Source organism: Agrococcus sp. Marseille-P2731, from assembly GCF_900117395.1.
Lineage (GTDB): Bacteria > Actinomycetota > Actinomycetes > Actinomycetales > Microbacteriaceae > Agrococcus.
The window spans coordinates 221053-242697 of record NZ_FPEG01000001.1; the positions used below are offsets into that span (position 1 = coordinate 221053).

Consider the following 21645-nt stretch of genomic DNA (forward strand, 5'->3'; position numbering starts at 1 on the left):
CTGGCGCGCGGCTGCCGTGCAGCTCCGATCCGACCGAGACCGACCCGTACAGGGCACGCCCTCGCGTGCCCTTCCTGAGGAGGACCATGATCACCGACCACCTGTCCCAAGCGCAGCCCATCGCGCGCAGGCGAACGACGTCCGCCGGCGCCTGGGCGATCATCCTCGGCATCGCGGCAGCGCTGCTGCTGCTGCGGTTGCCGGCGGCCATCGCGATGGCGGAGACCCTGCTGAGCGAGCAGGTGACCGAGCTCGACGATCCGGCCATGGCTGGCATGGCGGTCTCCATGGGCGCTGTCGGAGCCCTCGCGCTGCAGCTGTTCGTCCTGGTCCTGCTGGCGGTGCTCGCGAGCGTGCTCGAGCGGCTGCTCGGCCCAGCCGCCATCGGTGGAAGGCTTCGAGTGGGTGTCGCCGGGATCGTCTACGGTGCCCTCGTGCTCGGTCAGCAGGCGTGGGCCCTGGCGTCCGGCGTCGTGGCCGTGGAACGATCCTGGCCGCTCTGGATCATCGCGCTCGTGGTCGCCGCGGCGGCCCCTGCTGCCTTCAGCGCTGCGCGCTCCTCGTGGCGCGCGTACCTGCGAGCCGCGGTTCCCGGGATCATCATCGGGGGGCTGCTGTGCCTCGGGTAGCCAAGCTGTTCGGCCTCTTCCCGTACACCGCGACCGGCGTCAGGCTGCTGGCGGCGGGCTCCCTCGTCCTGAGCGCGGCCGTGCTCGCCGGCATCGCGGTGTCCGACCTGCCCGCTGGTCGCGTCTGGTTCGCGACCGCGCTGTCGATCGCGCTGGGCGCGCTCGCGCTGGCCGCCGCGCTGCCGGCGATCGTCAGCGGCCGGCTGCGCCTGATCGGCACCGGCATCCCCACGATGGCGCTCAGCCTCGTGGCATCCGCCGCGATCGGTCTGGGGCTCGTGGAGTGGGCGACGGCCTGCGCGGGCTTCCTCTTCCTCGGTTCGATCCTCACGGTCGTCTACCACGGCATGGGCTGGGAGCGCAGACCCGCTCGCTCGAGCCGATGACGGCGCCCGGCCTCATGCGGGTCCCATGGCGACAGGGCGAGGCCGCGCGCACGGTCGAGGTCATCCTCGTGAGCACGATGCCCGCATGGTTGCCTCCGGCCCTGCTGTGGCAGCTCCGCGCGCCGATCGTCGTCGCTGCCGTCACGGGTGGCGGCGGAGTCGCTCTCCTGGTCGCCGTCGCGCTCGACACCGCGACCCGCGCGTGGGGTGCAGGAGCGGTGGCAGCAGCAGTGGGCGCGGCGGTCGCGGTGCTGCCGAGCCTGTGCCAGCTGCTCGGCGGTCCGTCAGGGTTGGCCGCTGCGCTGCTGAGGGAGCGCGCGCTGCTGCACGCGCTCGGCCTCGAGCGCGGGATAGAGCGACGCGCGTCGTTGCTCACAGCGGCACCCGGTGCGCTCCTGGCCGCCCTGGTCGGGCTGCTCGCATCCCTCGTGCTGGGCGTGCGCGGTGCGTCGTCGGCGTCGCTGACCGTCCTCTCCGCGACCCTCGTCGGCGCACTGGCCGCCGTCGCCCTGGCTCGAGCACTCGCGCGAACCGCATGGGCGCGACGGCCGCTCGTCCGGGCGGCGACCAAGCTGGCGGCGGTGTGTGCGCTGTGCGGCGCTGGGGTCGCGGTGCAGGAGTCGCTGGCCGCTCCGGCTGTGCCTGCCCAAGCGGTCCACCTCGCGGTCTTCGCGATCGCCGTCTGGTGCAGCGGCGATGTCCTGCTCCTCGATGGGAGGCCCGGCCTCAGGCTCGGCCGGGCGCTCTGCTCGGTGGGAGCACGGCCGTGGGTGCTGAGCGCGAGCGCCGTCGGTGGGCTGCTGCTGATCGCGGTGCCGGTCGGGGCAGCGGTCGGTGCGGTGCTGGGCGGCGTGCTCGACGAGGAACTCGCGTGGCCGTCGGGTGCGATCGTCAGCTGCGCGCTGCTCGCCGCTGGCATCGCGGTGATCCTCGAACCCGTCCCGACGGACGCGCTCGCGCGGCTGCTCGTCTACGGTGCGTGCGCGACGCCCGCGCTGGTGGTCGCGACGCAGCAGGTGCCAGACGCGCTCCAGCTGCTGGTGCTCGCGGTCCTGGTGGGCGCCGTGCACGTCGTGCTCGTCCGGCGGCTGCGGTGAGCGAGCTCGAGGTGCAGGGCGCGGGAACCCTGCCAGGGCGAGCGCGCGCGGTCGCCTTGCCCGACCTGCGCGTCGACGCGCCGGGGCTCGTGCTCGTCGAAGGCCTGAACGGTTCGGGGAAGTCCACGCTCATCGATGTGCTCGCGGGTTCCCTCCTGCCGCGCGCCGGCTCGGTCCGCGTCGGCGGCTGGCCCGCGGGGAGCGACGAGGCGCGTCGCGCTCGGGCCGTCACTCGCTGCGCCGTCTCGTTCCTCGCTCCCGTGACGCTTCGCGTGCACGCCGGTCTCTTCGCGCGAGCAGCAGGGGTCTCAGCGGGCGCGGCGATCCAGGCCCTCGACCTGGAGGGTCTGCGGCCGCTGCTGGCTGAGCCTGCGGGGCGGATGTCGACCGGAGAGGCCCGGCGGGCGTGGAACGCGCTCACCACGTTGGGCGACCGGCGCGTGCTGCTGCTGGACGAGCCGTTCCTCGGCCTCGACTCCGCCGCGGCTGCACGGCTCGCGGCGAGGATCGAGGCATGGTCGGCCACCCGCGTCGTGCTGCTCGTCGATCATGCGCAGCGCTCGTGGCGTGCGCGGCCTATCCGAGTGGCCATGCCGGAGCCAGCCTCGTCGCCGAGCGCAGGAGGGCACGCGTGAGACCGGCGATAGAGGTGGAGGAGCTCAGCATGCGCTACGACCATCGCGTCGTCCTCGACGAGGTGTCGTTCCACGCACCCTGGGGCGCGGTGACGGGCTTCATCGGTGTGAACGGCTCTGGCAAGACCACGACGATCCGATGCATGCTCGGCCTCGAGCGCGGTGGAGGACGCACGCGGATGGCGGGCGTCCCGTACGCAGAGCTCGACGAGCCTCTGCGCACCGTCGGGTTCTGCCCCGACTCGCTCGGGGCGGCCCCGTGGGTGACCGCGCAGCAGCACATCCGCACGCTCGCGCTCCGCGCGGGTGCTGACGCGACCGCAGCAGCGAGCGTGCTCCAGAGCGTCGGCCTCACCGCGGTGTCCCAGCCGGTGCGCGCCTACTCGCTCGGCATGCGACGAAGGCTCGCGATCGCCGGAGCACTCGTGGCGAGCCCCGGCATCCTGGTGCTCGACGAGCCCTTCGACGGGCTCGATCCCGAGGGCAGGCGATGGTTGGCCGAGCTGCTGCGCGCGCATGCCGACGACGGCGGCGCGGTGCTGCTGTCTGCCCATGCACTCGACGAGATCGAGCCCCTGCTCGATCGTGTGGTGTGCCTGCACGAGGGCAGGGTGCGGTATGCCGGGGCGGCCGAGCCGTTCCTGCGAGCGGGCGCCGCGGAGGTCACGATCGTCCGCTCGCTCGATCAAGCCCGGCTCGCGGATGCGCTGCGCGCCGCTGGCGCGACGGTCCGGTCGCGCGCATCAGGAGCCGTCGCCGTCCGGGCGCTGACACCCGAGCAGATCGCGAGGGTGGCGTCCGACGCCGCAGTGCTGGTCACCGAGCTCACTCCCAGGCGCACGACGCTGAGCGCGGCGTTCGCGACGGCGATCGAGGCGGCGCCGTGAGCGCGGGCTCGCACGACGGCCGGGCTGGGAGGCCGAGGTGGCGCAGGATGCGCGCGAGCATGACGGCCGAGCTGCGCGGCCTGCTGCGGGGGCGACGGCAGGGCTGGGTCCTGGTGTTCGCCGTCGTCGGCTCGCTGGCAGGGGGCATCACGAGCGGCGGCATCGCCACGCAGCTCTCCGGCGTCGAACCGCTCGAGCTCTCGACCATGAGCATCTCGAGGGGCGCAGCCACACCGATCGCGGTGGCGCTGCTCGCCGCGGTCGCGATCGCCGGCCCGTATCGCGATGGCGGGTGGCTGCAGCCGGTGCTGAGCGAGCCGCGCGCGCTGCCGCGAGCGCTGGCGGGCGGGGTGCCGATGCTCGGGGCGAGCGTCCTCCTCGGCCTGCTCGCGGCCACCGTCGCCGCGGTGAGCGCGGGAGCGCTCGCAGGCTTCGACCCAGGCTCGTTCGCGCTGGCGGCGAGCGCGCACGTCGTCGTGACGGCGATCTGGGGCCTGTGGATGCTGTGCCTCGCGCACGCCACGCGCTCACCCCTGTTGACGATCGCTGTCGGCGTGGGCATGCCCGTCGTTGTCGAGCCGGCGCTCGCCGGGCTCCTGGCGCAGCTGCAGCTCGATCCAGCGCGCTGGGCGCTGCCGGGGCAGGCGCTGCGAGCGGTCGGCGAGGCGGGTGCCGGAGGCGGGGCGCTGCTGCTGCCGATCTCCGCGCAGGCCCTGGCGATCGCCGTCGCGACCATCGCCATCTGCACGCTCGCGGCGGCGCTCGCGGCGGGGCTCCGGATGCGCGCTGCTCAGCCGCGCTGAGTTGACCGGATCGCACCCCCGCCGGTGGTAGCGTGACTCGCACTACGGGCCGCCCGGCCCTGATCTTCGAAGGAGCACCATGGCTGAGCGCACCGTCACCGTCGAGTCTGCCAACGGCCTGCACGCACGCCCTGCTTCGCTGTTCGCGCAGGCGGCGGCGAAGGCCGGCAGCCCCGTCACGATCACGAAGGGCGAGAAGCAGGTCAACGCGGCCAGCATCCTCTCGGTCATCTCGCTGGGCGTCAGCAAGGGCGACACGGTCACGATCGACTCCGACGACGAGTCGGCGCTCGACGAGCTCGAGCAGCTGCTCGCGACCGACCACGACGCCTGACCACCTCGGCATCACCCCGCATCACCCACCCAGCACGGAGTCATCGATGACCACCACGGCAGCACCGACCTCGGGTGGCGCTCGCGTCGCCATCCAGAAGTTCGGCACGTTCCTCTCTGGCATGATCATGCCCAACATCCCCGCGCTGATCGCCTGGGGCATCATCACGGCGCTCTTCATCGATGTCGGTCCGTTCCCGAACGCCGACCTCGCCTCCATCGTCGGCCCGACGATCCATTACCTGCTGCCGATCCTGATCGCCGGCACCGGTGGCCGGATGGTGTACGACACGCGAGGCGCCGTTGTCGGCGCGTTCGCCGTCATGGGCGCGATCGCGGGCTCCGACCTGCTCATCGCCGCCTTCAACGAGGCCAACCCGCCCGCTGAGGGTGCCGCGGAGCTCGGCCAGGTCCACATGTTCATCGGCGCGATGATCCTCGGCCCGCTGTCGGCCTGGGTCATGAAGCAGCTCGACAAGCTGTGGGACGGCAAGGTCAAGGCCGGCTTCGAGATGCTCGTCAACATGTTCTCGGCCGGCATCGTGGCGTTCCTCATGGGCCTGTTCGGCTTCTACGTCGTCGCTCCGGTCGTCAACTGGATCATGACGGTCGTCGGCGGGGCAGTCGGCTGGCTGGTCGAGACGGGCCTGCTGCCGATCGCGTCCCTGCTGATCGAGCCCGCGAAGGTCTTCTTCCTCAACAACGCCATCAACCACGGCGTCCTCACGCCACTGGGCACGACCGACGTCGCCACCGACGGCAAGTCGATCCTGTTCCTGCTCGAGGCGAACCCCGGCCCGGGCCTGGGGCTGCTGCTCGCCTTCGCCGTCTTCGGCGTCGGAGCAGCGAGGGCGACCGCACCGGGCGCCGCGATCATCTCGTTCGCGGGCGGCATCCACGAGGTCTACTTCCCCTACGCGCTGATGAAGCCGACGCTCATCATCGCGCTCGTGCTCGGCGGCGCCTCGGGCGTCGCGACGAACATGCTGCTCGGCACGGGCCTCGCGGGCCCGGCCGCCCCTGGCAGCATCTTCGCGGTCGGCGTCCAGGCAGCGCTGGTCGGCGGCGGCAACCTCGTCGGCGTGCTGCTCTCGGTCGTCATCGCGACGGCCGTCACCTTCGCGGTCGCGGCCGTCATCCTGCGCGCCTCGCGCAAGCGGGACCTCGAGCGCGAGGGCGCCGGTGACCTCTCGGCGGCCATCGCCAAGACCGAGGCGGCGAAGGGCCGGAAGTCCGAGCACCTCTCGAACCTCGCGGCGGGTGGCGCTGCCGCCGGCGGCGCGGCGGCAGCCACGGCGGTCGAGACGAACGAGCCCGCGGTCGCGGCCGAGCCGATCCGCAGGATCGTCTTCGCGTGCGACGCAGGCATGGGCTCGAGCGCGATGGGCGCGAGCGTGCTGCGCAGCAAGATCAAGAAGGCGGGCATCGAGGGCGTCGACGTGACGAACGTCTCGATCGCGAACCTCGACGGCACGGAAGACCTGATCGTCACGCACCAGGACCTCACCGCCCGCGCTCGTCAGCGCAACGACCACGCCACCCACGTGTCGGTCGACAACTTCATGAACAGCCCGAAGTACGACGACGTCGTCAAGCTCGTCGGCGAGTCGAACCAGAGCGAATAGGAGCACCATGGCCGTCCTCACCCTCGAGCAGATCACCACGACCCCGAAGGCCTCGACGAAGGACGAGGCGATCCAGGAGGCGGCCGACATGCTCGTCGCCGCGGGCGCCGTGACCCCGGAGTACGCGGACGCCATGCGCGAGCGCGAGCAGAGCGTGTCCACGTACATGGGCAACCTGCTCGCCATCCCGCACGGCACGAACGAGTCGAAGGACTCCATCCTCGACTCGGCGCTGTCCGTCGCTCGCTACGAGACGCCGATCGACTGGGACGGCAACCCGGTGAAGTTCGTGATCGGCATCGCAGGCAAGGACGGCGGCCACCTAGAGATCCTGTCCAAGATCGCGATCGTGTTCGCCGACGAGGACGAGGTGGCGAAGCTCGAGCAGGCGGCCGATCCCGCAGCGATCCTCGAGCTGCTCGGCGACGTCAACGAGTGATGCGGGCCGTCCACTTCGGCGCGGGCAACATCGGCCGCGGCTTCGTCGGGCTGATCCTGCACCGCGCCGGCTACGAGGTCACCTTCGTCGACGTCAACGCAGCGCTGATCGAGATGCTGCAGACGGCGGATGCGTACCAGGTGCGCGAGGTCGGGCCGGATGCGACCGTGCACACGGTCACGGGCTTCACCGGCATCGACTCCAGCGCCGATCCGGAGGGCGCCGCGCGAGCCGTGGCTGAGGCCGACGTCGTCACGTGCGCCGTCGGCCCCACGGTCATGCGCTTCATCGCGCCGGTCATCCGAGCGGGGCTCGCGCAGCGCACGGGCGACCCGGTCGCGGTCATGGCGTGCGAGAACGCGATCGGCGCGACGGACACCCTGCGGGACTGGGTGCTCGAAGGAGCGCCGGAGCTGGCGGAGCGCGCGGTGTTCGCCAACACCGCGGTCGACCGCATCATCCCGCCGCAGGACCCCGCCGGTCTCGACGTCGTCGTGGAGGACTTCTTCGAGTGGTCCATCGACCGCACGCCGTTCGCCGGCGCGGCGCCGACGATCCCGGACGCGCACTTCGTCGACGACCTCGCCCCCTTCATCGAGCGCAAGCTCTTCACCGTCAACACCGGTCACGCGACGACCGCATACGCCGGCTGGAACGCCGGTGTCCCGACGATCGCCGAAGCGCTGCAGGAGCCAGAGATCCGCGCCGCCGTCGAGGCAGCGCTCGCCGACACCAGCCGGCTGCTGCTGGCGAAGTTCGGCTTCGACGCCGCCGAGCATGCCGCCTACGTGGCGCGCGCGATCGAGCGCTTCGAGAACCCGGCACTGCCCGACACCTGCGAGCGCATCGGGCGGCAGCCCCTGCGCAAGCTCTCGCGCAACGAGCGGTTCGTGCAGCCGGCCGTCGAGCTGTTCGAGCGCGGGGAGCGCGCCGACGGTCTCGTCGCCGCCTACGCCGCCGCGCTGCGCTTCGATGCCGCCGACGACGAGCAGGCCCTCGAGCTGCAGCGGCTGCTCGCCGAGCTCGAGCCGGGCGCGTTCGTCGAGCAGGTGAGCGGCGTGGAGCCGGGCGCGCTGCACGACGAGCTGACGGCGCTCGTCGCCGCCGCCAAGGGCTAGCCGAGCGTGCTGAGCCGCGGCACTCGGAGCCGGGGGCGCTCGAGCGCGCGCCCCCGGCAGCGACTGCTGCACGGCTGGGACTGGTCGGACCCCCGCATCGAGCTGGAGGAGCTCGCGCCAGCCAGCCGGGTGCTCGTCTCCGGCGGCGCAGGCGAGCTGGCGGCAGCCCTCGCCGACGCCGGCCACCGGGTGACGGCGATCGGCTCCAACCACCATCAGCTGCAGTACGCGCGGCGCCGCGTCGCGGGCGCGGACTTCGAGCCGGGCGCCGCCGAGCGCCTCATCGACCTCGGACGCGGCATGATCAAGGCGGCGAGCCCGGCCTGGGCGCGGCGGCGGATGCGTCAGTTCCTGCAGGAGGGCGATCCGCTCAAGGCGGCGGAGGCGTGGAAGACGAGGCTCGACAACCGCACCCTCGCGTCGATCCTCAAGACGATGCTCGGGCCGGCGGGCACGCTCTCGGCGCTCGTCCTGCGCGACTTCGCCACGCCGATCCCGCCGCACTTCGACGAGGCGATCCGAGGGCGGATCGCCCGAGCGCTGCGCAAGCACGCGCCGAAGGAGAACCCCTTCGCCTGGAGGCTGCTGCTCGGCGAGGAGATGCCGGGGCACCAGCCGCCCAGGGTGTCGCCCGACGCGATCACCTGGATCGAGGAGCCGCTGCTCGAGCACCTCGAGCGCGTCGGTCACGGCGCCTACGACGCCGTGACGCTCTCGAACGTCATCGACGGCGCCGACGAGCGCTGGGTGCGAGACCTCCGGAAGGCGGCGCTGCGTGCCGTCGTGCCGGGCGGGCCGGTGATCGCGCGCTCCTTCGCGACCACGATGGATGACGACGCGGCGAAGCGCGCGCGGCGCGATCGCGCGATGCTCTGGGGGAGCATCGTCGTGCAGCGCTCGACCGGCTGAGCGACGCCTCGACACGCCCGGCTTGCACGTCAGCGCCGGATACGCGTAGAGTTGACCGTTGGTGTCGTGCGCCCTCTGCGCACGTCACTCGCATGACCGGCAACCGAGAAACTTGCAGAAGAAGGCTATGGCCAAAAAAGACGGCGTCATCGAGATCGAAGGCACGGTGATCGAGGCGCTCCCCAATGCGATGTTCCGCGTCGAGCTCTCGAACGGACACGTTGTGCTCGCGCACATCTCCGGCAAGATGCGGCAGAACTACATCCGCATCCTCCAGGAGGACCGAGTGATCGTGGAGCTCAGCCCCTACGACCTCAGTCGCGGACGCATCGTCTACCGCTACAAGTAACCGGCTGCTGGACAAGGAACGGCTCGCGCGCCGCGCGAGCACGAGGCCAGCGAGGAAGAGAACATGAAGGTCAACCCCAGCGTCAAGAGGATCTGCGACAAGTGCAAGGTGATCCGCCGGCACGGTCGCGTGATGGTCATCTGCGAGAACCCCCGCCACAAGCAGCGCCAGGGCTGACGCCCGGCGCTCGCGCCACCGGCGCGGGACACAACTGAACAACAGCACACAGCAGCGGTCAGAGTCCTCGGAAGAGGGCGACACCTTGGGGAGAGGCCCAGGCACCTCCGCTGCTCCATACCTCTCATCCACTCCTTAGGAGACACACGATGGCACGCATCGCAGGTGTCGACATCCCGCGCGAGAAGCGCGTGGAGATCGCACTGACGTACATCTTCGGCGTCGGCCGCACCCGGTCGATCCAGACGCTCGAGGCCACCGGCATCGACCGCAACACTCGCGTCAAGGACCTCACGGACGAGCAGCTCGTCACGCTCCGCGACCACATCGAGGGCACGTTCAAGGTGGAGGGCGACCTCCGCCGCGAGGTGACCGCCGACATCCGTCGCAAGGTCGAGATCGGCTCGTACGAGGGCATCCGCCACCGCCGCGGCCTCCCCGTCCGCGGCCAGCGCACCAAGACGAACGCGCGCACCCGCAAGGGCAAGAAGCAGACGGTCGCCGGCAAGAAGAAGGCCGGCCGCTAGGCCGCGTGGAGGGTAGAACAACATGGCAGCTCCCAAGTCCGCGGTCCGCAAGCCGCGCAAGAAGGACAAGAAGAACATCGCCGTGGGCCACGCCCACATCAAGTCGACGTTCAACAACACGATCGTCTCGATCACCGACACCACCGGGGCCGTCGTCTCGCAGGTCTCGGGTGGCGGCGTCGGCATGAAGGGCTCGCGCAAGTCGACCCCGTATGCCGCTCAGCTCGCCGCCGAGTCGGCCGCTCGCCAGGCGCAGGACCACGGCATGAAGAAGGTCGACGTCTTCGTCAAGGGCGCAGGCTCGGGCCGTGAGACGGCGATCCGCTCGCTCCAGGCCGCTGGCCTCGAGATCGGCGCGATCCACGACGTGACGCCGCAGGCCCACAACGGCGTTCGCCCGCCGAAGCCGCGCCGCAACTAGTCGTTCCCGCCGGGCAGGGGGCTCACCCCTGCCCGGCCATCCGCCGTCATTGAACACGCGAGTCATATAGCGGACTCGCGACCGAAAGGAACCGACACGTGCTGATCGCCCAGCGCCCCACTGTCACCGAGGAGATCGTCTCCGAGCACCGCTCGCGGTTCACGATCGAGCCGCTCGAGCCTGGCTTCGGCTACACCCTCGGCAACTCGCTCCGCCGCACCCTCCTCTCGTCGATCCCCGGCGCTGCTGTCACCAGCATCCGCCTGGACGGCGTGCTCCACGAGTTCTCGACGATCGCCGGTGTCAAGGAGGACGTCACCGAGATCATCCTGAACATCAAGCGCCTCGTCGTCTCGTCCGAGCACGACGAGCCCGTCGTCGCCTACCTCTCGCGCCAGGGCGCGGGCACGGTGACGGCCGCCGACATCACGGCTCCGGCCGGTGTCGAGCTCCACAACCCCGAGCTCGTGCTCGCGACGCTGAACGACTCGGCGAAGCTGCAGCTGGAGCTCACGATCGAGCGCGGCCGCGGCTACGTCTCTGCAGCGCAGAACCGCGACGAGTTCGCCGAGGCCGGCGTCATCCCGATCGACTCGATCTACTCGCCCGTGCTCAAGGTCACCTACCGCGTCGAGGCGACGCGTGCCGGTGAGCGGACCGACTTCGACTCGCTCGTCGTCGACGTGGAGGCGAAGCCGTCGATCACGCCGCGCGACGCCATCGCTTCGGCCGGCCGCACGCTCGTCGAGCTGTTCGGCCTGACGCGCGACCTGAACGCCGAGGCCGAGGGCATCGAGATTGGTCAGGCTCCGGCCGAGGCCATCGGCTCCGGCGAGCTCGCGACCCCGATCGAGGAGCTCGACCTGTCCGTGCGCTCGTACAACTGCCTCAAGCGCGAGGGCATCAACACGGTGTCCGAGCTGGTGGCGCTGAGCGAGACGCAGCTGATGAACATCCGCAACTTCGGCCAGAAGTCGGTCGACGAGGTCAAGGACAAGCTCGTCGAGCTCGGCCTGTCCCTCAAGGACGCGGTGCCCGGCTTCGACGGCGCCCACTTCTACAGCGGTTACGACGAGGACGCTCGCTGAACGCGGGCCGACTGAAGAACTAGAGGGATACGAACCATGCCCAAGCCCACCAAGGGTCCCCGCCTCGGAGGCGGTCCTGCGCACGAGCGCCTGCTGCTCGCGAACCTCGCGGCTGCGCTCTTCACGCACAAGTCGATCAAGACGACCGAGACGAAGGCCAAGCGCCTCCGCCCGATCGCTGAGCGCCTCGTCACCTTCGCCAAGCGCGGCGACCTGCACGCTCGTCGTCGCGTGCTCGCCGTGATCGGCGACAAGGGCGTCGTGCACGAGCTCTTCACCGAGATCGCTCCGCTCGTCGCCGAGCGCGAGGGCGGCTACACCCGCATCACGAAGCTCGGCTTCCGCAAGGGCGACAACGCCCCCATGGCGCAGATCGAGCTCGTGCTCGAGCCGGTGCAGAAGAAGGCGTCGAAGTCGAAGGCCGCCGCTGCTGCGCAGTCGGCTGCTGCCGACCAGGAGGCCGCTGAGGCCACGGCCGCTGACGCCGAGGTCGAGGAGACCGAGGCGCCCGAGGCTGAGACGGAGGCCACGGAGACCGAGGTCACCGAGCAGGCGCCCGAGGCAGAGGTCGCGGCCGACGAGGCCGCTGCCGAGGCCGCGAACGCCGAGGCCGCAGAGGCACAGGACGTGGCGCAGGACGCCGCGACCCAGGCTGCCTCGACCGAGAACACGCAGCGCGACGGCAAGTAAGCACGTCGCCTGACGACGAAGGGGCTCCGCATCGCGCGGAGCCCCTTCGTCGTGTCGCGTCCGGTCGCGGACCGCGCACCGGATCAGGCGGCTGAGGCCTTGGCGATCTCGGTCGCCGCGAGCACCAAGCCCAGGTGCGAGAAGGCCTGCGGGAAGTTGCCCCAGTGGTGGCCGGTGGCCGGGTCGACCTCCTCGGCGAAGAGACCCACGTCGTTGCTGAGCGCCACCAGGCGATCCATGAGCGCGGTCGCGTCGTCGAGCCGGCCCGCCTGAGCGTAGGCGGTGACGAGCCAGAAGCCGCACAGGACGAACGGGTGCTCGTCGCCGGAGAGCCCGTCGACACCCGTCGTGCGGTAGCGCAGCGGGATGCCGTCGACGAGCAGCTCCTGCTCGATGCGAGCGATGGTGCCGAGGAAGCGCGGATCGTCGGCCGCGACGATGCCGATGGTCGGGAGCTGCAGCAGCGAGGCATCCACCTCGCTGGTGGCGTAGTGCTGTCGGAACGAGCCGGTGGTCTCGTCGAAGCCGCGCGTCAGCACCTCCTCGCGCAGCGCATCCCTGATCTGGATCCACTGCTCGGTGTCGGCATGGCAGCCGTCCTGCTCGACGGCTCGCACGCCGCAGTCGAAGGCGGCCCACATCATCGCGCGCGAGTGGGTGAACATCTGCGGCTCGCCGCGCATCTCCCACAAACCCTGGTCGGGCTTCTGCCAGTGCGTGGCGAGCTCGTTGAGGAGCGCGCGCTGCATGTTCCAGGAGTCCTGGGAGTCGTCGAGGCCGAGCTGCCGCAGACGCTGCAGTGTCAGCATCAGCTGCCCCAGCACGTCGTGCTGGCGCTGCTCCGCCGCGCCGTTGCCGACGCGCACCGGCCGGGCGCCGCCGTACCCCGGGAGGTGGTCGAGCTCGAGCTCGGGCAGCTCGCGGCCGCCGTCGCGGCGATACATGATCCGCATGTCCTGCGGGTCGCCGGCGATCGCGCGCAGCAGCCAGTCGCGCCACAGCGCGACCTTGCCGCTCAGGCGCACCGCGAGCATCGCGTCGACGGTGAGGGATGCGTCGCGCAGCCACGTGAAGCGGTAGTCCCAGTTGCGCTCGCCACCGGGGTCCTCCGGCAGCGAGGTCGTCGGCGCCGCCAGGATGCCGCCAGTGACCTCGTCGGTGAGCGCGCGCAGCACGAGCACGCTCGTGCGCACCGCCTCGAGGTAGGGGCCGTCGTACTCGAGGGCGCGCAGCCACTCGGACGACTCGGCGATGGTGGTCGCGACGATCTCGGACTCTCCCACCGGCGCAGCGAGCGGCAGCCAGGAGTGCTGCCAGGCCAGGTCGAGCACGACGCGGTCGCCCTCGCGCACGGTGAAGCTCGAGCGGTGGCGGTGGTCGTCGGCGAGGGGCAGCTGCGGCCCGCGCAGCACCAGGCGGTCCGGGCCGGCGATGGCGACGAGGATCTCGGCGCCGTCCTCCTCCATGCGGCGGAACCAGGGCGGCACGCTGCCGTAGCCGAAGCGCACCACGAGGCTCTGCTCGAGCTCGACCTCGCCGCTGACGCCGGTGATGACGCGCACGACGTCGGCGCGCCCATCACCCGTGGGCATCGCATCCGTCACCGTCACCGTGCCGGTCGGCGTCTCGTGCGTCGTCTCGAGCACGAGGCTGCCGGGCAGGTAGCGGCGGGTCGACGTCGCCGGCCCGATGGGGCCGATGCGCCAGTGGCCGTGCTCGCGGTCGCCGAGCAGTGCGGCGAAGCACGCGGGGGAGTCGAAGTGCGGCAGGCAGAGCCAGTCGATCGAGCCATCGCGACCGACGAGCGCAGCGGTGGTGCGGTCGCCGATCAGGGCGTAGTCCTCGATGGGAGTGGGAGTAGGCATCCCGGCGAGGCTAGCCGCGCGGGCTGGGCGCAGTCTCCGCATCAATAGGCTTGCGGCATGCCTCGCATGCGCCTCGACCTCGCCTACGATGGCGGCGGGTTCGCCGGCTGGGCGGTGCAGCCGGGGCTCCGCACCTGCCAGGGCGAGCTCGAGCGGGCGCTGTCGACGATCGCGCGCGAGCCGGTGCGGGTGACGGTCGCGGGGCGCACGGATGCGGGGGTGCACGCGAGCGGTCAGGTGGCCCACGCAGACGTGCCGGAGCGCATCGCGATCGTGCCGCAGCTCGCGCGCCGGCTGTCGAGGCTCGCGGCGCCGGAGGGTGACCTCGTGGTGCGGCAGGTGGGCGCGGCGCCAGAGGGGTTCGATGCCCGCTTCTCGGCCGTCTCGCGCTCCTACCGCTACCGGATCGTCGCGAGCCCCGCCGGTGACCCGCTCGAGCGGCGCACCGCGGCGCACGTGCCGCAGGCGCTCGACGTCGAGGCGATGCGGCGAGCGGCGGCAGCACTCGTCGGGCTGCGCGACTTCGCGGCGTTCTGCAAGCCGCGCGAGGGTGCGACGACGATCCGGGATCTGCGCGCGTTCGCGTGGGCGGAGGAGGGCGAGGTGCTGACGGCCTCGCTCACCGCCGACGCGTTCTGCCACTCGATGGTGCGCGCGCTCGTCGCCGCGTGCGTGCGGGTGGGGGAGGGCAGGCTCGGGCTCGCGCAGGCGATCGCGCTCCTGGAGGAGCGGCGGCGCTCAGCGCTCACGGGGCTCATGCCGGCGCACGGCCTCACGCTCGTGGCGGTGGGCTATCCGCCCGACGCCGAGCTCGCGCTGCAGGCCGAGCGCGCCAGAGCGCGCCGCAGCGCATCCGACCTCAGCCGCTGACGCGCTCGCCGGCCAGCAGTGCCGCGAGCTCGTCGACGGAGTCGACCACACGGGTCGCGCCTGCCGCCTCGAGCTCGTCGCGCCCGCCGTAGCCGTAGGCGACGCCGATCGAGGGCATGCCGAGCTCGTGCGCAGAGGCGATGTCGTTCACCCGGTCGCCGACCATGACGAGCTGCGCGTGCGGCAGGTCGATCGACGCCGCGGCGCGGGCGATGACCTCGGCCTTGGAGTGGCCGGCCTCGCCGTCGAGGCGCCCGTGCACGCCGCGGAAGCGCGGGCGCAGCGCGTAGTGCTCGACGACCGCCTCCGCGTCGCGCTGGATCTTGTGGGTCGCCACCGCGAGCGGCGTGCCTCGCTCGTCGAGCTCGGCGATGAGCTGCGCGATGCCCGGGTAGAGCGTGGAGTCGACGAGGCCGCCGTCGGCCATCCTGCGCCGGAAGGCGAGGAGCGCCGTGTCGATCTCGTCGGGGGTGCGCCCCTCCTCGGCGAGCACCGTCACGAGCGGCGGGCCGAGCCAGCGCAGCAGCACGTCCTCCGTCGGCTGCTCCCACCCGACCGCGTCGTGCATGTGCCGCAGGCTGGCGAGCAGGCCGCGCTTGGAGTCGGTGAGGGTGCCGTCGAGGTCGAAGATGATGCCGCTGGGATTCATGTCCCTCCATCGTCCCAGATGTCTGATCGGCCTGGCCAGGCCTTTCGCCCGCGGCTTAGACTGGACGCCGCCGACGGGGAGCGCGGCGACGAGCCGGAGGTCACGACGTGTCAGAGCAGCAGCCCGCATTCGACCAGGTCTTCCGCGGCTACGACCGCGAGCAGGTCGACGGCGCCCTCGCAGGGCTGCGGGCGGAGCTCGACCAGGCCGAGCAGGCGAGCTCGGCCGCGGCGATCGCGACCGAGGCGCGCATCCAGCACCTCTCCGAGGACCTCGACGCGGCCATCGCGCGCGCCGATCAGGCAGAGGCCCGCATGCTGCGCCTCGCGCAGCAGGTGCAGACCCTCGACGAGGAGGGCGACGACGAGGCGACGGATGCGGGGGATGCGGAGGAGGGCCGGCAGACACGCGTGCGCTTCGCCGAGATCCTGCGGGTCGCCGAGGATCAGGCCTCGACGCTCGTCACGAACGCGTCGAACGCATCGGAGCGGATCCTCGACGACGCCAACGAGGAGCGCGACCGCATCCGCCGGGATGCGCAGGAGGAGGCGGCTCGCGTGCTGCAGGAGGCGCAGCACGAGGCGGAGCTCACCCGCCGCCGCAGCGAGACCGAGCAGACCGCCCACCGGGCGCGCGTCGAGATCGAGCTCGGCTCGCTGGGCGAGAAGGTGTCGCAGGCCGACCGCGAGGCGCAGGTGCTGCTGGGCGAGGCCGAGCGCGCAGCCGCCGCGATGCGCGCGCAGGTGCAGCGCGAGACCGACGACCTGAAGCTCGACGCCGACCGCATCGTGCGCGAGGCGAAGGCGCGGCGGATCGAGCTCGACGCCGCGATCACGCGCCGCCAGGACGACGCGCAGCAGGAGTTCCTGCGCCTGCACAGCCAGGCGGTCGCGCACGCGGAGCGCATCACGGCCGACGCCAACGAGAAGGTCGCGTCGGCGCTCGCGCACGCCACGCACGTCGCCGAGCAGTCGGAGGCCTACGAGCAGCTGTCGAAGGCGCAGGCGGCGCAGATCGAGGCGAGCGCGAAGGCGCGCGCGTCGTCGATGCTCGACGAGGCGCGGCAGCGCTCGCAGGCCATCGTCGACGCGGTGACGAAGCACACGAAGGATGTGCTGCGCGATGCCGAGGACCGCACGCGGTCGCTGCGCTACCAGCAGACGCAGCTGAACGGCTTCATGGCGGAGGTGCAGTCGCTCATGCACGTCGCGGACGCCGCCGACCCGCGCACCTGGTCCTCCGCGGGCGCGGCGGGCGCTGCGACGCCCGGCGCGGCGGCCCCCGACGGGCAGCGCTCGGGGGAGGAGCCGGCAGGGGCGGGCGTGCCCGCTGTGGCCGCCGAGGACCGCGTCGTCGTCCCCGACTCGCACAGCGCATCCGCCGCTGACGAGGATCCGCTCGCCGATCTCACCCTGCAGGTCGACCAGGCGCTCGAGGGCGAGCCGGTCGAGGAGCCGGCGACGCGCGAGGAGGTCATCGAGGTCGTGTGGCACGAGGATGACGAGGCCTACGACCCCTCGATCGACCGCTGATCCCGCCCCTCGGACCCGGATCGCCGTGGTTCGGGGCTTGACCGCCGCGGTTCCGCGCGAGTATGCTCGATCCTTGGTGCGTGCAGCCTGCGCGTGCCCGAATGAGCCCTCCACCGGATCGTTCTCGCCGCATCGCGAGCAGAACACCTCGGAGTGGGATTCACGACCATCCATTCGATCAGTGAGGCATCAATGACTCGCACGTATTCGCCCAAGGCGGCGGACGTCCAGCACAACTGGATCGTCATCGACGCCACCGACGTGGTGCTCGGCCGCCTGGCAAGCCACGCGGCTGCCATGCTCCGCGGCAAGCACAAGCCGACGTTCGCCCCCCACATGGACATGGGCGACTTCGTCATCATCGTGAACGCCGACAAGGTGGCGCTCACGGGCCAGAAGCTGCTCAAGAAGGTCGCCTACCGCCACTCGGGCTACCCGGGCGGCCTCAAGGCCACCAACTACGCAGAGATGCTCGAGCGCTGGCCTGTGCGCACCGTCGAGAAGGCGATCCGCGGCATGCTGCCGAAGAACTCGCTCGGCCGCGCTCAGATCAAGAAGCTCAAGGTCTACGCAGGCCCCGAGCACCCGCACGCGGCGCAGCAGCCGACCCCCTACACGTTCGACCAGGTCGCCCAGTAGGGCGCGAGGAGACACCAGACATGGCGAAGATCGCAGACTCCATCGAGGCTCCCGAGAGCTTCTCGACCGAGACGCCGGCAGCTGAGGCTCCCAAGGCGCCCCGCGTCGTCAACATCGGCGGCCAGGCCGTCGGCCGTCGCAAGCAGGCCATCGCCCGCGTGCGCCTGAGCCCCGGCTCCGGCTCGTTCACCGTGAACGGCCGCTCGCTCGAGGACTACTTCCCGAACAAGCTGCACCAGCAGCTGATCAACGACCCGTTCACGCTCCTCGAGCTCACGGGCAGCTACGACGTGATCGCCCGCATCTCGGGCGGCGGCCCCTCGGGCCAGGCCGGCGCGCTGCGTCTCGGCATCGCTCGTGCGCTCAACGAGATCGACGTCGAGAACAACCGCCCGGAGCTCAAGAAGGCCGGATTCCTCTCGCGCGACGCTCGCGTCATCGAGCGCAAGAAGGCCGGCCTCAAGAAGGCTCGCAAGGCGCCGCAGTACTCGAAGCGCTGATCCATGTCGCGCCTGTTCGGCACGGATGGGGTTCGGGGTCTGGCAGGCCTCGACATCACGGCGGAATCGGCGATGGCGCTCGCACAGGGCGCCGCTCTCGTGCTCGGGCGTCACGCCCGGCAGGATGGGCGGCGCCCTGTTGCCGTCGTCGCGCGCGATCCGCGCGTGTCGGGTGAGTTCATCGCCGCCGCCGTCTCGGCGGGCCTCGCCTCGAGCGGTGTCGACGTGCTCGACGCCGGGGTGATCCCGACGCCGGCCGCCGCCTACCTGGTGGCGAGCATCCACGCCGACTTCGGCGTCATGGTCTCGGCTTCGCACAACCCGGCGCCGGACAACGGCATCAAGTTCTTCGCGACGGGCGGCCGCAAGCTGCCCGACGCGGTCGAGGACGAGATCGAGACGGCGCTCGGCGGGCCTCCGCTGCGCCCGATCGGCAGCGAGGTCGGCACCATCCGTCGCTTCGCCGACGCCGAGGACCGCTACCTCGTGCACCTGCTCGGCACGCTCGACGTCAGCCTCGAGGGGCTGCACGTCGCGCTCGACTGCGCGCACGGGGCGGCTGCGGGCGTGAGCCCGCAGGCCTTCGCCGACGCCGGGGCACGGGTGACCGTGATGGGCAACGACCCCGACGGCATCAACATCAACCGCGAGGTCGGCTCGACCCACCTCGAGCAGCTGCGCGAGCTCGTCGTCTCGTCGGGCGCCGACCTCGGCATCGCCCACGATGGCGACGCCGACCGCTGCCTGGCGATCGACGCGCAGGGCACCGTCGTCGACGGCGACCAGATCATGGCGATCCTCGCCGTCGCGACCAAGCGGCGCGGCCTGCTGGCCGACGACACCCTCGTCGCGACCGTGATGTCGAACCTGGGGCTGAAGGTCGCGATGGACGAGCACGACATCTCGCTCGTCCAGACGGCCGTCGGCGACCGCTACGTGCTCGAAGCGCTCCGTGAGTACGACCTCTCGCTCGGCGGCGAGCAGTCGGGCCACATCATCTTCTCGGCGCACGCCACCACGGGCGACGGGATCCTCACCGGCCTGCAGATCGCCGCAGAGATGGCGCGCACCGGCAAGTCGCTCAGCGAGCTGGCCGCGGTGATGCAGGTCTTCCCGCAGGTGCTCATCAACGTCACCGGCGTCGACAGGCTCGGCCTTCGCGGCAACCAGCCGATCGCCGACGCCGTCGCGCGCGCGGAGGCTGAGCTCGGTGAGCAGGGCCGCGTGCTGCTGCGCCCCTCGGGCACCGAGAAGATCGTGCGCGTCATGGTCGAGGCCTCCGAGCAGCACATCGCCGAGACCATCGCCGACGAGCTCGCCGACCTCGTGCGAGCTGAGCTGAGCGTCAGCGCCTGAGCACGACTTCGCAGCGAACGACGAGAGGGGCGGGGATCCACTGGATCCCCGCCCCTCTCGCTGCGTGCATCACTCGAGCGGGATGCTGCGCGTCGGCTCGTTGGTGCCGGCGCGGATCGCGCGCTGCCGCGCGACGCGAGCGATGATGAACAGCACGCTGCCGACCACCACGTAGCACCCGGCGATCAGCCAGGTCTGGAGGCTCTGCTGCGTGAGCAGCGCCACCGAGGCGATGAGCGCGAGCACCGAGACGATGCGGGGCGCCGTGAAGTGCTTGTGCGCCACCTTGTCCTTCTTCAGCACGAGCACCGAGATGTTCGCCGAGATGAACACGAGCACGAGCAGCAGCACGGTGGTGTCGGCGAGCGTGCCGACGTCGCCGACGAAGGACATCGCCATCGTCACGACGCCGACCACGACGATCGAGACCCACGGCGTGCGGCGCTTCGGGAGCACCGCGCCGAAGGCGCGCGGCAGCAGCTTGGCCTCGGCCAGGCCGTAGGTGGCGCGCGATGCCATCACCATGAACAGCAGGGCGCCGTTGCCGATCGCGACCAGCGCGATGATGGCGAAGAGCCACGGCGGGAAGGCGAGGCCGGAGGCCTCGATGACCTCGAGCAGCGGACCCTCGGAGTTGGCGAGCTGGTCGAGCGGCACCACGATCGCCGCGCCCAGCGCGATGGCCAGGTAGACGACCGCCGCGGTGAGGATCGCGCCGAAGAGCGCGCGGGGGTAGGAGCGGCTGGGGTCCTTGACCTCCTCGGCCATGTTCGCCGCAGCCTCGAAGCCGAGGAACGAGAAGAAGGCGGTGATGGTGGCTGCGAACGCGCCCGTCATGGGCGGCACGCCCTCGGCGAAGGTCGTGAGGCGAGAGGGGTCGCCGCCGCCGGAGCCGAACACGATCGCGGCGACCGCGATGATGATGATGAGACCGGTCATCTCGATCACGGTCGCGCCGACGTTGGCGATGAGCGACTCTCGCACGCCGCGCAGGTTGATGATGACGAGCAGCGCGATGAAGCCGATCGCGACCGGGATGGTCGGGATGCCCGGCACCAGCGCCTGCAGGTAGTCGCCGGCGAACGCGTTGGCCAGTGCGGCGGAGGTCGTGATGCCCGACGACAGCATGAGGAAGCCGATGAGGAAGGTCACGAAGGGCTTGTTGAACGCGCGCTCGGCGAACCTGGCCGCGCCACCCGCGTGCGGGTACTTCGTGATCAGCTCGGCGTAGGTGCCAGCGGTCAGCAGCGCCAGGATGAGCGCGAGGCCGAGCGGGAGCCAGATGACGCCGCCGACGTCCTGCGCGATGGTGCCGACGAGTGTGTAGATGCCTGCGCCGAGCGTGTCACCGACGATGAAGAAGAAGAGCAGGAGGGTGGTGATCCCGCGCTTGAGCTTCGTGCCGGAGGGCGATGGTTCTGCGACTGTGGACTGCGCCATAGTCGCTAAGAGTGGCACGGCTTCGCTGAGCGCGCGCCTATCGATTCCACAGGTTCGCGACCCGGGCCGTGAGCGTGCCGAACCCACCGCGCAGCCGGGCCCCGCGGCGTCAGGCCTGCCTGGCCCGGAAGGCGGCGACGTTGGTGCGCGACTGGCACGTCGTGGAGCAGAAGCGTCGAGAGCGGTTGCGCGAGAGGTCGAAGAACATCCGGAGGCAGCGATCGTCGCTGCAGCGCTTGAGCCGGGCGGTGTCCTCGGTGCGCACGAGATCCGCGAGGGCCATGGCCGCGTTCACGGCGATCGCGTCAGCGATCGGCGCGCCCGCCGGCAGCCCGTGCAGGTGCCAGTCGAAGTCGTCGTGGCGCACGAGGTGCGGGCGGGCGTCGCACTGCTTGAAGACCCGGTTCGCCGTGGCTGCGATCTCGTCTCGATCCGCGTCCCACATCGCCTCGAGGGTGCGCAGGTGCGCCCAGGCGGCCGCCGCATCCGCCCTCGTCGCACCGCTCGCGCCCGGGAAGCGGTAGTCGGCGCACATCGCCTTCAGCGCCGCGACGGTGTCGAGCGCTCCCTCGCGGCGCCGATTGCACAGCGCGGCGGTGAACTCCAGGGTGCGCACGAGCTCTCGGGGGTGGGGAAGCGTCACGGATCGTCCTCGGTTGTGCTCATGGCCGTCAAGCCATA

26 protein-coding genes are annotated in these 21645 nt (G+C 71.4%); 22 read left to right on the forward strand and 4 right to left on the reverse strand.

The features are described 5' to 3' along the window. Positions 1-86: 86 nt before the first annotated feature. From BQ6202_RS01185 to rplQ, 17 genes are all read left to right on the forward strand, one after another. Positions 87-629: a hypothetical protein gene (locus BQ6202_RS01185; protein ID WP_072312779.1), complete on the forward strand. Its 543-nt coding sequence runs from the start codon at positions 87-89 to the stop codon at positions 627-629. Continuing rightward, positions 617-1015 (forward strand): hypothetical protein, encoded by a 399-nt coding sequence (locus BQ6202_RS01190; RefSeq protein WP_072312778.1) that lies wholly within the window; start codon positions 617-619, stop codon positions 1013-1015. The genes BQ6202_RS01185 and BQ6202_RS01190 overlap by 13 nt, the downstream gene beginning before the upstream one ends. Then, complete coding sequence (locus BQ6202_RS14670) at positions 1012-2112, forward strand: hypothetical protein (protein WP_072312777.1); 1101 nt, start codon at positions 1012-1014, stop codon at positions 2110-2112. The genes BQ6202_RS01190 and BQ6202_RS14670 overlap by 4 nt, the downstream gene beginning before the upstream one ends. Continuing rightward, positions 2109-2747: an ABC transporter ATP-binding protein gene (locus tag BQ6202_RS14675; RefSeq protein WP_072312776.1), complete on the forward strand. Its 639-nt coding sequence runs from the start codon at positions 2109-2111 to the stop codon at positions 2745-2747. Before BQ6202_RS14670 ends, BQ6202_RS14675 begins: the two co-directional genes overlap by 4 nt. 29 nt (positions 2748-2776) lie before the next feature. After that, positions 2777-3634, forward strand: a complete 858-nt coding sequence (locus BQ6202_RS01205) for an ABC transporter ATP-binding protein (RefSeq protein WP_072313157.1) — start codon at positions 2777-2779, stop codon at positions 3632-3634. Positions 3635-3681: 47 nt separating this feature from the next. Beyond that, positions 3682-4437, forward strand: a complete 756-nt coding sequence (locus tag BQ6202_RS01210) for a hypothetical protein (RefSeq protein ID WP_143143606.1) — start codon at positions 3682-3684, stop codon at positions 4435-4437. Between the two features lie 79 nt (positions 4438-4516). Next, a complete protein-coding gene (locus BQ6202_RS01215) occupies positions 4517-4771 on the forward strand; it encodes an HPr family phosphocarrier protein (protein ID WP_072312774.1) in 255 nt (84 codons plus the stop codon). Positions 4772-4817: 46 nt separating this feature from the next. Beyond that, positions 4818-6395 (forward strand): PTS mannitol transporter subunit IIBC, encoded by a 1578-nt coding sequence (locus BQ6202_RS01220; protein WP_072312773.1) that lies wholly within the window; start codon positions 4818-4820, stop codon positions 6393-6395. Positions 6396-6402: 7 nt separating this feature from the next. Continuing rightward, positions 6403-6834 carry a PTS mannitol transporter subunit IIA gene (locus tag BQ6202_RS01225; protein WP_072312772.1) on the forward strand — a complete coding sequence of 144 codons (432 nt, stop codon included), beginning with the start codon at positions 6403-6405 and terminating at the stop codon, positions 6832-6834. After that, a complete protein-coding gene (locus BQ6202_RS01230) occupies positions 6834-7952 on the forward strand; it encodes a mannitol-1-phosphate 5-dehydrogenase (protein WP_072312771.1) in 1119 nt (372 codons plus the stop codon). Before BQ6202_RS01225 ends, BQ6202_RS01230 begins: the two co-directional genes overlap by 1 nt. A gap of 6 nt (positions 7953-7958) precedes the next feature. Further along, positions 7959-8861, forward strand: a complete 903-nt coding sequence (locus BQ6202_RS01235; RefSeq protein ID WP_072312770.1) for a BtaA family protein — start codon at positions 7959-7961, stop codon at positions 8859-8861. 127 nt (positions 8862-8988) lie between these two features. After that, entirely contained in the window at positions 8989-9210 is a 222-nt protein-coding gene (infA, locus tag BQ6202_RS01240) for a translation initiation factor IF-1 (RefSeq protein WP_072312769.1), read from the forward strand. 63 nt (positions 9211-9273) lie between these two features. Next, positions 9274-9387 (forward strand): 50S ribosomal protein L36, encoded by a 114-nt coding sequence (rpmJ, locus tag BQ6202_RS01245; protein WP_056734976.1) that lies wholly within the window; start codon positions 9274-9276, stop codon positions 9385-9387. 149 nt (positions 9388-9536) lie between these two features. Then, positions 9537-9914, forward strand: a complete 378-nt coding sequence (gene rpsM, locus BQ6202_RS01250) for a 30S ribosomal protein S13 (protein ID WP_072312768.1) — start codon at positions 9537-9539, stop codon at positions 9912-9914. A gap of 22 nt (positions 9915-9936) precedes the next feature. Next, a complete protein-coding gene (rpsK, locus tag BQ6202_RS01255; protein ID WP_072312767.1) occupies positions 9937-10335 on the forward strand; it encodes a 30S ribosomal protein S11 in 399 nt (132 codons plus the stop codon). A 98-nt stretch (positions 10336-10433) separates the two neighbouring features. After that, positions 10434-11423: a DNA-directed RNA polymerase subunit alpha gene (locus BQ6202_RS01260; protein WP_072312766.1), complete on the forward strand. Its 990-nt coding sequence runs from the start codon at positions 10434-10436 to the stop codon at positions 11421-11423. A 36-nt stretch (positions 11424-11459) separates the two neighbouring features. Next, positions 11460-12113, forward strand: a complete 654-nt coding sequence (gene rplQ, locus BQ6202_RS01265; protein ID WP_072312765.1) for a 50S ribosomal protein L17 — start codon at positions 11460-11462, stop codon at positions 12111-12113. A gap of 83 nt (positions 12114-12196) precedes the next feature. Here rplQ and BQ6202_RS01270 read toward each other — a convergent pair whose 3' ends face one another. Next, a complete protein-coding gene (locus tag BQ6202_RS01270) occupies positions 12197-13978 on the reverse strand; it encodes a glycoside hydrolase family 15 protein (RefSeq protein WP_072312764.1) in 1782 nt (593 codons plus the stop codon). Positions 13979-14035: 57 nt separating this feature from the next. On the opposite strand from BQ6202_RS01270, the gene truA reads away from it, so the two are divergent. Continuing rightward, a complete protein-coding gene (gene truA / locus BQ6202_RS01275) occupies positions 14036-14848 on the forward strand; it encodes a tRNA pseudouridine(38-40) synthase TruA (RefSeq protein WP_072312763.1) in 813 nt (270 codons plus the stop codon). Here truA and BQ6202_RS01280 read toward each other — a convergent pair. Continuing rightward, positions 14838-15497 (reverse strand): HAD hydrolase-like protein, encoded by a 660-nt coding sequence (locus BQ6202_RS01280; protein WP_072312762.1) that lies wholly within the window; start codon positions 15495-15497, stop codon positions 14838-14840. The genes truA and BQ6202_RS01280 overlap by 11 nt on opposite strands. Before the next feature lie 107 nt (positions 15498-15604). On the opposite strand from BQ6202_RS01280, the gene BQ6202_RS01285 reads away from it, so the two are divergent. The 4 genes from BQ6202_RS01285 (at position 15605) to glmM (ending at position 19524) form a co-directional block, all read left to right on the forward strand. Next, the gene (locus BQ6202_RS01285; protein WP_072312761.1) at positions 15605-17029 is read left to right on the forward strand and encodes a coiled-coil domain-containing protein; all 1425 of its coding nucleotides are present in this window, start codon (positions 15605-15607) and stop codon (positions 17027-17029) included. 192 nt (positions 17030-17221) lie between these two features. Further along, positions 17222-17668 carry a 50S ribosomal protein L13 gene (gene rplM, locus BQ6202_RS01290; RefSeq protein WP_072312760.1) on the forward strand — a complete coding sequence of 149 codons (447 nt, stop codon included), beginning with the start codon at positions 17222-17224 and terminating at the stop codon, positions 17666-17668. Between the two features lie 20 nt (positions 17669-17688). Further along, the gene (gene rpsI / locus BQ6202_RS01295) at positions 17689-18168 is read left to right on the forward strand and encodes a 30S ribosomal protein S9 (RefSeq protein WP_072312759.1); all 480 of its coding nucleotides are present in this window, start codon (positions 17689-17691) and stop codon (positions 18166-18168) included. A 3-nt stretch (positions 18169-18171) separates the two neighbouring features. Beyond that, positions 18172-19524, forward strand: coding sequence for a phosphoglucosamine mutase (glmM, locus tag BQ6202_RS01300; RefSeq protein ID WP_072312758.1), 1353 nt, complete (start codon positions 18172-18174; stop codon positions 19522-19524). A 69-nt stretch (positions 19525-19593) separates the two neighbouring features. Here glmM and BQ6202_RS01305 read toward each other — a convergent pair whose 3' ends face one another. Both BQ6202_RS01305 and BQ6202_RS01310 read right to left on the reverse strand, forming a co-directional pair. Continuing rightward, positions 19594-20964, reverse strand: a complete 1371-nt coding sequence (locus BQ6202_RS01305; protein ID WP_072312757.1) for an APC family permease — start codon at positions 20962-20964, stop codon at positions 19594-19596. 109 nt (positions 20965-21073) lie between these two features. Further along, entirely contained in the window at positions 21074-21607 is a 534-nt protein-coding gene (locus BQ6202_RS01310) for a CGNR zinc finger domain-containing protein (protein ID WP_143143605.1), read from the reverse strand. Between the last annotated feature and the right edge of the window lie 38 nt (positions 21608-21645).